The following is a 12,015-nucleotide window of genomic DNA, read 5'->3' on the forward strand; positions in this document are numbered from 1 at the left end:
GTATGGCGACAGTTTCGCCCGCTTCTGATTTTGCGTCGGTGGCTGCTTCTGCGGCGGCCCCTGCCCGCACGCGCGATCCGCGCCTGGATTTCTATCGCGGCATCGCGATGTTCATCATCCTGATCGCCCACATCCCGAACGATCCCTGGGCCAAGTGGATCCCCGCCCGCTTTGGGTTCTCCGACGCGACTGAAATTTTTGTGTTCTGCTCGGGCATGGCGTCGGCGATCGCGTTCGGTGGAGCGTTCTTGCGCAAGGGGTGGTGGATGGGCACCGCCCGTGTGTCCTTCCGCATCTGGCAGGTCTACTGGGCGCATATCTGCCTGTTTTTCTTCGTAGCCATGACAATGGCCGCGCTGGACCAGTCAGGTTTGTTTGAGAAAACATATGTTTCCTCGCTGAACCTGCAGCATTTCTTCAACGATCCTGCGCCTCAGATCGTGGGGCTGTTCACACTGACCTATGTCCCGAACTATTTCGACATCCTGCCGATGTATTTGGTGGTTCTGGCGATGATGCCTCTGTTCATGGGCCTCTACCGGATCGGTTTCTGGGCTGTCGCCGCAACGTCGGTCGCGATTTGGCTGATCGCGCAATTCGATGTATTGGACCTGCCGGCAGAACCGTGGTCGGAACGTCAGTGGTTTTTTAATCCGTTCGGCTGGCAGTTGCTGTTCTTCACCGGCTTTGCGTTTATGCGCGGCTGGATTCCCGCCCCTCCGGTATCGAAAACGCTGATCTGGGCGGCGGCGCTGTTCCTGATCTTTTCCATGCCGTTTGGGTCGTGGAAAGTGTTCACCTGGATCAACGCTGCAGCCCCCGATCTGGCGGATGAAATCCGCAAGGTCTGGCCGGTCACGAAAGAGTTCCGCGACAAGACTGATTTCGGTCTGTTCCGCTACCTGCACTTCCTTTCGCTGGCTTATCTGGGCTGGGTCGTGGCGGGTGAACACGGCCACCGCCTGATCGCAACCGGTCAGGGAGCAGCGGCCAAAGCCTGGCAGTTCCTGCTGACGGTCATCACCAAAGTCGGGCAGCAATCGCTGGCGGTTTTCGTATTTTCCATGGCAGCAGCAAGGCTTATCGGCGTTGGTCTGGACCTGAGTGGGCGGGATGTTGCCAGTGTTTTCATCGCCAACATGATTGGCTTTGCGATGATCATCGGCGTGGCATACATGGCCGCTTGGTTTAAGTCACAACCCTGGAAGTCTAAGAAATGAATTTCACACGTCGCGCATTTCTGGTTTCAACTTCGGCGCTTGCTTTTGCGCCTGCGACCTTCGCCACCGGCGGCGAGGTCCCATTTGACCGCAATCTCGTCATCGAGATGGCCCGCGATCTGGCCAGCCGTCCCTTTGCGGAACGCGAGATGGTGCCGCAGGAATGGGTGGATCTGACGTACCAGCAATACCGCTCGATCCGGTTTCGGCTGGACCGTGCGCTGTGGTACGAAACCGAGACACCCTTCAACGTCGATTTCTTTACGCCCGGCCTCTACTTCCCGCGCACTGTTAAAGTCGAAACCGTCGAAAATGGAATGGCCACTCCGGTCGCATTCGATCTTGATATGTTCGACAAGTCCGAGGATGTCCCGGAACTGCCGATCGACAACACTTTGGGCTTTTCCGGCCTGCGTCTGCGCACCGAAATGCACCGTCCCGGCAAGACTGATGAATTCTGCGTCTGGCAAGGCGCCAGCTATTTCCGCGCCATCGGTCTGCATGAGGTTTATGGCCTTTCGGCCCGTGGTTTGGCGCTGAAAACCGGCGACCCGGATGGAGAGGAATTCCCGGAGTTCATCCGCTTCTGGCTGGAGCGCCCAAAACCCGGCCAACGCGATATGGTCGTCCACGCGCTGATGGACAGCCCCAGCGTAACGGGCGCTTACCGGTTCAATGTCACCGCTGGCGCGGATTGCGTGATGGATATCGAGGCCACGCTTTTCCCGCGTGAGGAACTAAGCCATGTGGGTATCGCCCCCGGCACGTCGATGTTCCTGTTTGATCAGACCAACCACAGCCGGTTCGACGACTTCCGCCCAGCCGTGCATGACAGCGATGGCCTGTTGGTCCGCAACGGTGCCGGAGAGGTCCTGTGGCGGCCATTGGCGAACCCGACCCGCCTGCAGATTTCGTCTTTCGTCGACACCAACCCGCGCGGGTTTGGCCTGTTGCAGCGCAAGCGCGAGTTCTCGGACTACGCGGATCTTGAGGCGAATTACCACAAACGCCCCAGCCTATGGGTCGAACCCGGTGCGGAGTGGGGCAAGGGCTCGGTCACGCTGGTCGAAATTCCGGCTGATCAGGAAATCTACGACAACATCGTTGCCTATTGGCGCCCAGCTGAACCTTATGCGGCAGGCAGCCAGGTCGATCTGTCCTATCGCCTGATCTGGGGCGAGGAACCCCAGCGCACCCCGATGGCGCGCGTGATCAACACCGCGATGGGCGACAACACCTTTGGTGAAGGGCGTCTGGCCGTCATCGACTTTGAAGAAAGCGAGCTGCTCGATGACCCTGAGGCGATGACGATCTTCGTGGATTCCCCGCACGCAGAAACGTCCGAAGGCGTGCTGCAGCGCAACCCTGACACGGGCGGCCTGCGTTTGGCGTTTTCGTTCGAGCCCGGCGACCGCGACCATGTCGAACTGCGCGCGCAGTTGCTGAAAGACAAACAGCCTGCCTCTGAGGTCTGGCTATACCGTTGGACCTCATGAGCCGAGATCTTCATATCATGCCCCCCGAGACGCCTCTGGCCATGCCCGCGCAGGACTTTAGCGCGGGGTTTCGGGATGCTCAGGTTCCTAATGCCAAGCGCCCCTCGGCCGGATTTTGGCGCGCGTTGGCGTTTTCGCCTGCAATGGCAGCAACGCTCGGCCTGTTCTGGGTGATGACCGACTGGTTCGACGCAGAAGGGATCAATCTGATCGAGGCCATCCTTCTGGCGCTGATCTCGTTCAACTTTTTCTGGATTTCCTTCACAGTGTGCACCGTGCTGCTGGGCATGGTCTCCCTGTCCCGCCAGGAACGCCCAGTCCGACAAGGCCGCGCCCAACCGCTGCGCGTGGCTCTGTTGACGCCCGTCTATAACGAAGTGCCTTGGAACGTGCTGGGTAACGCCCGGACGATGCTTGAAGACTTGCAGGCGCGCGGTGGGCAGCATCACTATGCCATGTTCATCCTATCGGACACGCGCGACCCCGAGATCGCCGCACAAGAACAAGCCAGTGTCGAGGCGCTGCGCACCACTCTCGCCCCCGGGCTGGAGCTGTATTACCGCCGCCGCGAACTAAACACCGACCGCAAGGTTGGCAACATTGCTGATTGGGTCAGCCGCTGGGGTGCGGATTGGGATGCGATGCTAGTGTTGGACGCCGACAGCCTGATGACTGGTCGCGCCATCGCCCGTTTGACCGACGCGTTGGCGCGCGATCCGGGCGCGGGGTTGATCCAAAGCTACCCTCAGCTGATCGGCGCGCAATCGGTCTTTGCGCGGATGCAGCAGTTCGCCAATGGCGTCTATGGCATCGCTTTTGCCGAAGGGCTTGCACGCTGGTGCGGTCAAGAAGGCAACTATTGGGGGCATAACGCCATTATCCGCACGGCAGCATTTGCCAATTGCGCGGGGCTGCCGAAACTGCGGGCACTGAACGGTCAGGAAAAACTGATCATGAGCCACGACTTCGTCGAGGCTGGCCTGTTGCGCCGTGCCGGATGGGCCGTGCGGTTCCTGCCCCGTATTCGTGGGTCCTATGAAGAAACTCCGCCAACACTGATAGATCACGCCTTGCGCGACCGCCGTTGGTGTCAGGGAAATTTGCAGCACCTGAAGCTGTTGGGTTCGGCCGGGTTCCAGCCGGTGTCACGGTTCCACATGTTCCACGGTGCTGTCGGCTATCTGATGTCTCCGCTGTGGTTCGCATTGTTGCTGATGTGGGCGTTGATTGGACAGGGTGAGGAAGCCTCGGTTTTGCATTACTTCAGCCCTGACAATCCGCTGTTCCCGCAATGGCCCGAGATGACGGAAACCCGCCATGTGCTGATCATTCTGGTCATGTACGCCATGCTTCTGGCACCCAAAGTGCTGGGCGTTCTGGCGCTGCCGCTCAGCGGAGTGCGCTATGCTGAATTCGGTGGCGGGCGCAAGTTCCTGACCTCGTTCATAGCCGAAGTTATCCTATCGATCCTCTACGCCCCTATTCTGATGGTGCAACAGATGATTGCTGTCATCCGAACCACCTTTGGCATCCAGAAAGGCTGGTCCCCGCAGGCGCGGGACGGCGGCAGCTATGGTCTGCACACGCTGATCCTGTGCCATACGGTTGAAACGGTCAGCGGCGTGGCGCTTGGCGTCGGTATCCTGTCCGGGCTTGTGTCGGTCTGGCTGGCCCCGATTGCAATCAGCCTTGCCTTCGCAATCCCCTTGTCCGCACTCAGCGGTGTTTCAGCCGGTGCAGCGCGCCGTATGGTTGGCATGAAAGAGGATTTCAACGAGCCCGCAATCACACGCTCGGCCCGTCGCTACAGGGACGAGCTGAAGAACGTGATCGAGGGTAAAGGTGTGATGACCCCCGCCGAGTGATCAGCCGCCCGGCAGGCCTTCGTACCAATCCAGCATCATATCCGCCCAGCCATTGGGCACCGAATGACCACCGGGAAACAGTGCGAATTCCAGCGCACTACCTTCGTCACATCCGCTCCAGTACCGGCGCATGAACGGGCCGGTGGTCGAAAACCCGCTTGGCTTGGTATCTACACACCCATTGGCGATGCGCCAGATCTCAAGTCCGGCAAAAATATCGCCCTGATGGAACCGGCCGCCACCCAGCAAGCGCCCCTCCAGAGGCACCACGTTATCTGTCCAGCCATGGGTGTGGAACAATCGCACAGGGCCTTCACAAGATTCAGGATCCGGACGCCAAAACCCGCCAGAGACAGGCACATAGGCCGAGAATGTGTCGGGCGCAGCGCAGGCAAGGTAATAGACCATAAAGGCACCGGCCGAAAACCCGCCCAGAACAACCCGGTCCGTATCCACGCCAAACCGATCCGCGGCATCCTGAACGGCTTCGGTCAAAAAGGCAGTCTCATCGCGGCCTTCCCAACCCGGGAAGAAATTCCAGCTTTGCCGACCATTCCGCTCCGACCCCTCGGGCGCCATCACCGCGTATCCGCGCGCCAGCAACGGGTCCACCATGCCACGGTTTTTCAACGTGCCGGTGGCAGTGCCACCATAGCCATGCAGAAACACCACCAAAGGTGGGTTCTCATCCTCGGGCAGTTCGATGTGGTACCCGCCCGAGGCGGTTTCACACATGCCATCCTGATCGGCACATGCGGCAAACCCCGATTGCCCGATCAGCGCCAAACCCGTGGCCAGCGTCATTTCCCGGATCATACTGCACTCCTGTCGTAGTCGCGGACCGGCAATCCGGCGCGTACCCATCCTGGCCCAGCGGCCGAACCCAACATACCTTCGGGTACGTCGATGATATTGGTAAATCCGGCCTCGGTCAGCCGGTTGCTCAGCCGCGCCGAGCGTACCCCCCGCGCGCAGATCAGCGCGATCGCCGCACCTTTGTCGCCCCTGGCCAGCTGCGTCAGCGCGGGAATGAAATCTTCGCGGCGCATGTCCAAATGTTGCGCGCCCTCTCCGATCCCTGTGGATTGCCATTCTTTCGGGGTGCGAATGTCCAGCAACAAAACATCTCCGGAAACGGCCTGCTCGTGCGCCTCTTGAACGCTCAGCTGCCGCCCCGCGTAGTCAGGAGGAATGAGCCGGTATTCGCGTATCGCAAATCCGCCCGCCACTGCGGCGCAGCCTCCGATCAAGATCCACCTGCGGGATCGGTTTACGTTTCGGGCCACGTCGCACCCTCCTGACCTGACACCGCGTTTCTACCACAGCGCAAGTTTGGAATCCGCGCCGAATTTTGCTGGGCAGTTCAAGTTCACGTCATTTTTGCCGTCAAACAGCGCAAGCTAACTGTGTTAGGGCGCGGCAAATAAACCGTAATAGCTGGACAGTAAGAAAATTATCCGTACAAAATCAGTACCACTTGACCGCCAAGAACGGAGTATCGCACTTGTCCCTATTCCTCATCGCGGCCCTTCCTTTTCTCGGCGCTGTTTTTCCAGCCCTTCTGATCAGGGCAGGACGAAATGCAGCGGCTTCCGCTGCCGGATTGACCACGTTTCTGGCGCTGATGGGTCTGTTGATCCACATCCCGTCGGTGATGCGCGGCGATGTTGTAACAGCCCAGTTCGAGTGGATACCCGCCCTTGGATTGAACGCGAATTTCATGCTGGATGGGCTGGGCTTTTTGTTTGCTCTGCTGATCCTCGGGATCGGTTTGCTGATCATCCTCTACGCGCGTTTTTACCTGTCGCGCGAGGATCCGATGGGGCAGTTTTATACCTATCTTCTGTTGTTTCAGGGCGCGATGGTTGGGATCGTTTTGTCTGACAACATACTGCTTTTGCTGATTTTCTGGGAACTCACCTCTCTCAGTTCGTTCCTGCTGATCGGATATTGGAAGCACTTACCCGACGGACGCCAAGGCGCGCGGATGGCGCTTGCGGTGACCGGGTCCGGCGGGTTGGCGATGATTGCCGGGATGCTGATCCTGGGCAACATTGTCGGGTCCTATGACCTGAGCGTCATCCTGCAGAACAAAGAGCTGATCCAATCTTCACCCTATTACCTGCCTGCACTGATCCTGATCCTTCTGGGGTGCTTCACCAAGTCAGCGCAGTTCCCGTTTCATTTCTGGCTGCCCCACGCAATGGCTGCTCCGACGCCCGTTTCGGCCTATCTGCACTCGGCAACTATGGTGAAGGCCGGATTGTTCCTGATGGCCCGGATGTGGCCCGTTTTGGCCGGTACAGACGCCTGGTTCTACATTGTTGCTACAACTGGACTTATCACCATGCTGATCGGCGCGGTGATTGCTCTGTTCAAGGACGACCTGAAAGCCCTTCTGGCGTTTTCGACCGTGTCGCATCTGGGGCTGGTCACCATGCTGCTGGGCTTTGGCACAAAGATCGCCGCAGTCGCCGCTATCTTTCACATCATCAACCACGCCACATTCAAGGCAGCCCTGTTTATGACCGCTGGGATCGTGGATCACGAAACCGGTACGCGCGACATCAAACGTCTGGGCGGGTTACGTCACCTGATGCCGATCACCTTTACGATCGGGACGATCGCCGCGCTTTCGATGGCCGGCATACCGCCCTTGAACGGGTTCCTGTCCAAGGAAATGATGCTGGAAGAGACCGTTCACACCACATGGCTGCACTCACATTATCTGGTCCCGGGCCTGGCGTTGCTGGCAGCGCTGTTTTCAGCGGCCTACTCCTTCCGCTTTGTCAGCCACGTGTTCTTGGGCAGCGAGCGGCATGACTATCCGGCGCATCCGCATGACCCGCCGGTTGGTTTGTGGCTCGCCCCTGCATTCCTCGTGGTGCTGGTGGTGCTGATCGGGCTTTATTCCAAGGCCATCGTCGGGCCATTGGTCGCGGTTGTCTCCAGCGCGGTCATCGGCGGCGAGAAACTGCCCTATTACTCGCTGAAACTGTGGCACGGCTTCACGCCTGCCCTTTACATGTCCGTCGTCGCGACGCTGGGTGGCCTGTTCCTGCTGAGCTTGCACAAACATGAAGAAAAACTGTGGAACGCCCTGCCGCGCCCCGAGGCCAAAGCGATCTTTGACGCGGTGATTGCAGTGCTGACAAAAATCAGCCAGGTGGTCACCGACACGCTGCACAACGGCGTCCTCAGCCGCTATGCGATCATTATGATCGCCTTCACGGTCGGCCTTGGGTATTACGCCTATACAAGCGGCAGGATTGGTCCTGAAACACGTGAAGCGCTGCCAATACAGATCATTCCGCTGATCGGATGGATCTGCCTTGTCGGTGCAACGCTCGCCATCATGTGGTTCCACCGCAATCGCCTGTTGTCGCTGGTACTGATCGGTGTTGTCGGCCTGATCGTTTCGATGGCCTTCAACTATCTCTCCGCTCCGGATCTGGCACTGACGCAGATCTCGGTCGAAGTGGTCACGATGATCCTGCTGCTGCTGTCGCTGAATTTCCTGCCCACGGATACCCCATGGGACAGCAGCGCTGCGCGGCGTTGGCGCGACGCGGCAATCTCGGTCGTGGCGGGTATCGGGTCCGGCGCCCTGATATATGCGCTGCTGCTGCGGGATTTTGCATTCCCGACGATCTCGGATTTCCATCTGGCGAATTCGTACAAGGGCGGTGGCGGCACCAACGTGGTCAACGTCATCCTCGTTGACTTCCGGGGTTTTGATACCTTTGGTGAAATCATCGTTCTAGGCATCGCTGCGCTGATCATCTTTGCCCTGACCGAAGCGGTGCTGGGCACGAATGTGCGCAGCTACCTGCTGAACCGGAAACCGCATTGGCCGCAATCCGGAGACTCGCACCCGTTGATGATGGTGGTCGTGACCCGGATGATGATGCCGATCGCGCTAATGGTCGGGGCCTATATCTTCTTCCGTGGCCACAACCAGCCGGGCGGCGGTTTCATCGCCGGTCTGGTCGTCGCAATCGCCTTCCTGATGCAATACATGGCCAGCGGCTATACCTGGGCCATCGAACGCCAAAGGTTCTATTACCACGGCTCGATCGGCTGGGGCGTTCTGATTGCTGCCGCTACAGGTCTAGGAGCCTGGTTCAACGACCGCCCGTTCCTGACCAGCGATTTTGGCTATATCCACTGGCCGCCGCTGGAAGAGTTCGAATGGGCCACCGCCATCCTGTTTGACACCGGCGTGTTCCTGGCAGTCCTAGGGGCGGTGATGCTGGCGCTGGACAGCCTGTCACGCTTTGCGTGGCAGCCGGGCATGGCGCAGGAGTTCCCGATGGATATCAACCCATTGCGGGATAATCCGCCGCAAGAAGAAGAAAACAAGGAGCAGGCCTGATGGAAGCGCTCGTAGCCTCTGCCGTTGGCGTCATGACTGCTGCCGGGATATTCCTGATCCTGCGCCGCCGGACCTTTCCCGTCATTCTGGGCCTATCTTTGCTGACATACGCGGTGAACGTGTTTTTATTCGCCACCGGACGGTTGGCGCTGGACGCACCTGCAGTTCTGAACAAGTACAAAGACGTACCCTACACCGACCCACTTCCGCAGGCGTTGGTGCTGACGGCCATCGTGATCTCATTCGGGATGACGGCGGTGATCGTGATGATTGCGCTCAGCGCCTATTTGTCGTCGAAAGATGACCATATCGACATGAGCGCCCATGACAGCGTCGACGCGCCGGGAGAAGACGCATGAACCACTGGATCGTTGCGCCGATCGTCCTGCCCGCGATTCTGGCTCCGTTCATCATCATGGTCCTACGGTATCATCTGGACTTGCAGCGCATCTTTTCGGTCGCCGGCGTAGTGGCGCTGCTGGGTATTGCCCTGACAATCACCGCCCAAGCCGCCGGAGGAGACATTCAGGTCTATGAACTGGGCAACTGGCCCGCGCCCTTTGGTATTGTTCTGGTGCTGGATCGATTGTCGGCAATGATGGTGCTGCTGACAGCGCTATTGGCCTTGCCCATCGTTCTTTATGCGATCGCATCCGGCTGGGACGACCGGGGTAAGCACTTCCATGCCCTGTTCCACTTTCAGCTTATGGGTGTCTGCGGCGCATTCCTGACCGGCGATGCCTTCAACCTGTTCGTCTTCTTCGAAGTTCTACTGATCGCGTCCTATGGTCTTATGACGCATGGGGGCGGCGCGGTACGGCTGAAGGCCGGGGTTCAATACGTAGCCTATAACCTGCTTGGGTCGACCCTGTTCCTTTTTGCCTTAGGCACGCTTTATGCTGTGACCGGAACGTTGAATATGGCCGATTTGGCAGTGCGAGTGGCTGAGTTGCCTGCGGATGATACCGCACTGCTGCGGGTTGGTGCAGTTTTGCTGCTGCTGGTGTTCTGCATCAAGGCTGCTGTCCTGCCGCTACACTTCTGGCTGCCCGCGAGTTACGCTAGTGCCCCCCTGCCCGTAGCCGCCCTTTTTGCGATCATGACCAAAGTAGGCGCTTACTCGATCATACGGATGTACACGCTCGGCTTCGGCCCACAGGTTGAGGCAACCCAGGGGCTTGTTGGCGATTGGTTGCAACCCGCCGCTTTGGTGACGCTGGCAATCGGTGCAATCGGCATTCTGGGCGCGCAGCACATCGCGCGAATGGTGGCGTTCTGTGCCATCACCTCGATGGGAACATTGCTTATTGCGATCTCGCTGTTCACTGAGACCGCGACGGCGGCCGCGCTGTACTACGTCTATCATTCGACCCTCGCCACGGCACTCATGTTCCTTGTTGCTGATCTGGTGATGGAGCGTCGCGGTGGGGCGATTGCCCCGACTGCGCCGATGCCGCAATCGGGTCTGATTTCATCGCTGTTCTTCGTGGGTGCAATTGCGCTCGCGGGCATGCCTCCGCTGTCGGGGTTCATCGGCAAGCTTCTGGTTCTGGATGCGGCACGCGACGCTCCGGATGCAAACGCCATCTGGGCCGTAATTCTGATCGGTTCCTTCGTTACAATCGTGGGCCTTGCCCGGGCGGGCTCATTGATCTTCTGGAAAAGCCATGATGCCCAGCACAACACGGAAACAGGTCCGAAAAACGAAGAGGAAGCCCAACCTGCACCTGCGCCCGAGCCGAACCCCGGCCTCGTCTTCACCGCCGTGTTTGCAATGGCGATGGGCCTCGTGCTGCTGACCCTGTTTGCCGGGCCTGCGCTGGAGTATACCAATAAGACGGCCGAACAGTTGTTCACCCCCGAGAACTACATCGCTGCCGTATTGGGAGGCGACACATGATCAGACTTCTGCACCGGATTTTCCCTCACCCGCATCTGACACTCCTGTTGACTATCGTATGGGTCCTGCTGGCCAACAACATGACCCTGAATTCACTGGTCTTTGGCCTGATCCTGGGCATCATCATCCCCTTCATCACACAGCCCTACTGGCCTGACCGCCCAAAACTGCGCAACTGGCCAATGGTCGTCGAGTACATTCTGGTCGTCCTATGGGATATCGTGGTGGCAAACGTCACTGTCGCCCGGGTCATCCTGTTCAAACGTGACGCGGATCGTCAGCCGGCCTGGATCTGTGTCCCGCTGGAATTGCGCACGCCCGAGGCGATCACCGTGCTGGCGGGCACGATCACGATGACCCCTGGCACCGTCAGCAGCGATCTGTCCGCGCAGGGGCATAACCTGCTGGTGCATTGTCTGGATGCACCCGACCCGGACGCCGTGCGCGACCAGATCAAAAGCCGTTACGAACGTCGCCTTAAGGAGATTTTCGAATGATCTATTATGCGATCCTTTTTGCCTTTGCATGTTTCGGGGCGGCCATCATGATGTGCCTTTGGCGGATCATCACGGCAGACGGCGTGGGCACTCGCGTTCTGGCACTGGACACGATGGTCATCAACACCATCGCGCTGTTGATCCTCTATGGTCTGAATCTGGGAACCGAAGTCTTCTTCGAATCCGCCATGATCATTGCTATGCTGGGCTTTGTCTCAACCGTTGCCTACGCGCGCTTCATGCTACGCGGCAATATTATCGAGTGAGGGTGCAATGGGTTTCATCATAGAACTTTTGATCGCCTTCTTCCTGATCGTCTCTGGCATCTTCGGCGTTGTCGGCTCGTACGGGATGATCAAACTGAAGGATCCGATGTCCCGCCTGCATGCGCCCACCAAAGCGACGACGCTAGGCGTGGGTGGCGTGTTGCTGGCATCGATCTGCCACTCGGTTCTGATAGAAGAACACTTGTCGCTGCACGAGCTTCTGATCACGCTGTTCCTGTTCCTGACGGCTCCGATCACGGCCCTGTTCATTGCCAAATGGCACATTCACCGTCATGAAAAGCCTAGCGATTTGCCAGACGCGGGCGAGGATGAACTTTGGGCCACGCATGCGGTTGAGCAGGTCGAAGACGTCCCTGATCACAGCAAGTCCTGAGT

11 protein-coding genes are annotated in these 12,015 nt (G+C 58.8%); 9 read left to right on the forward strand and 2 right to left on the reverse strand.

The annotated features are described in order from the left end of the window. Nucleotides 1–2 precede the first annotated feature (2 nt). The 3 genes from GOW16_RS17965 to mdoH are packed head-to-tail and all read left to right on the forward strand — an operon-like array spanning nucleotide 3 to nucleotide 4,581. Nucleotides 3–1,220, forward strand: coding sequence for an OpgC family protein (locus tag GOW16_RS17965; RefSeq protein WP_170417685.1), 1,218 nt, complete (start codon nucleotides 3–5; stop codon nucleotides 1,218–1,220). Then, complete coding sequence (locus tag GOW16_RS17970) at nucleotides 1,217–2,716, forward strand: glucan biosynthesis protein (RefSeq protein ID WP_170417688.1); 1,500 nt, start codon at nucleotides 1,217–1,219, stop codon at nucleotides 2,714–2,716. The genes GOW16_RS17965 and GOW16_RS17970 overlap by 4 nt, the downstream gene beginning before the upstream one ends. Then, nucleotides 2,713–4,581, forward strand: coding sequence for a glucans biosynthesis glucosyltransferase MdoH (mdoH, locus tag GOW16_RS17975; protein ID WP_170417691.1), 1,869 nt, complete (start codon nucleotides 2,713–2,715; stop codon nucleotides 4,579–4,581). The genes GOW16_RS17970 and mdoH overlap by 4 nt, the downstream gene beginning before the upstream one ends. On the opposite strand, the gene GOW16_RS17980 is transcribed toward mdoH, so the two are convergent. Both GOW16_RS17980 and GOW16_RS17985 read right to left on the reverse strand, forming a co-directional pair. Then, nucleotides 4,582–5,397 (reverse strand): alpha/beta hydrolase family esterase, encoded by an 816-nt coding sequence (locus GOW16_RS17980; RefSeq protein ID WP_170417694.1) that lies wholly within the window; start codon nucleotides 5,395–5,397, stop codon nucleotides 4,582–4,584. It abuts the gene before it with no gap. Continuing rightward, entirely contained in the window at nucleotides 5,394–5,867 is a 474-nt protein-coding gene (locus GOW16_RS17985; RefSeq protein WP_170417697.1) for a rhodanese-like domain-containing protein, read from the reverse strand. The genes GOW16_RS17980 and GOW16_RS17985 overlap by 4 nt, the downstream gene beginning before the upstream one ends. Nucleotides 5,868–6,085: 218 nt before the next feature. Between GOW16_RS17985 and GOW16_RS17990 the strand changes: the two genes are divergently transcribed. Genes GOW16_RS17990 through GOW16_RS18015 form a run of 6 tightly spaced genes read left to right on the forward strand, consistent with a single transcriptional unit; the run spans nucleotide 6,086 to nucleotide 12,013 of the window. Then, on the forward strand, nucleotides 6,086–8,956 hold the full coding sequence (locus GOW16_RS17990; RefSeq protein ID WP_170417700.1) for a monovalent cation/H+ antiporter subunit A: 2,871 nt from the start codon (nucleotides 6,086–6,088) through the stop codon (nucleotides 8,954–8,956). Continuing rightward, nucleotides 8,956–9,315: a Na+/H+ antiporter subunit C gene (locus GOW16_RS17995; protein ID WP_170417703.1), complete on the forward strand. Its 360-nt coding sequence runs from the start codon at nucleotides 8,956–8,958 to the stop codon at nucleotides 9,313–9,315. Before GOW16_RS17990 ends, GOW16_RS17995 begins: the two co-directional genes overlap by 1 nt. Then, nucleotides 9,312–10,856: a monovalent cation/H+ antiporter subunit D gene (locus GOW16_RS18000; protein ID WP_170417706.1), complete on the forward strand. Its 1,545-nt coding sequence runs from the start codon at nucleotides 9,312–9,314 to the stop codon at nucleotides 10,854–10,856. The genes GOW16_RS17995 and GOW16_RS18000 overlap by 4 nt, the downstream gene beginning before the upstream one ends. Continuing rightward, nucleotides 10,853–11,353 (forward strand): Na+/H+ antiporter subunit E, encoded by a 501-nt coding sequence (locus GOW16_RS18005; protein WP_217354668.1) that lies wholly within the window; start codon nucleotides 10,853–10,855, stop codon nucleotides 11,351–11,353. Before GOW16_RS18000 ends, GOW16_RS18005 begins: the two co-directional genes overlap by 4 nt. After that, nucleotides 11,350–11,619: a K+/H+ antiporter subunit F gene (locus GOW16_RS18010; RefSeq protein WP_170417709.1), complete on the forward strand. Its 270-nt coding sequence runs from the start codon at nucleotides 11,350–11,352 to the stop codon at nucleotides 11,617–11,619. Before GOW16_RS18005 ends, GOW16_RS18010 begins: the two co-directional genes overlap by 4 nt. Nucleotides 11,620–11,626: 7 nt before the next feature. Beyond that, nucleotides 11,627–12,013, forward strand: a complete 387-nt coding sequence (locus tag GOW16_RS18015) for a Na+/H+ antiporter subunit G (RefSeq protein WP_170417712.1) — start codon at nucleotides 11,627–11,629, stop codon at nucleotides 12,011–12,013. Nucleotides 12,014–12,015: the final 2 nt, after the last annotated feature.

The sequence above is a fragment of the Ruegeria atlantica genome (assembly GCF_013033965.1).
GTDB lineage: Bacteria > Pseudomonadota > Alphaproteobacteria > Rhodobacterales > Rhodobacteraceae > Ruegeria > Ruegeria atlantica_D.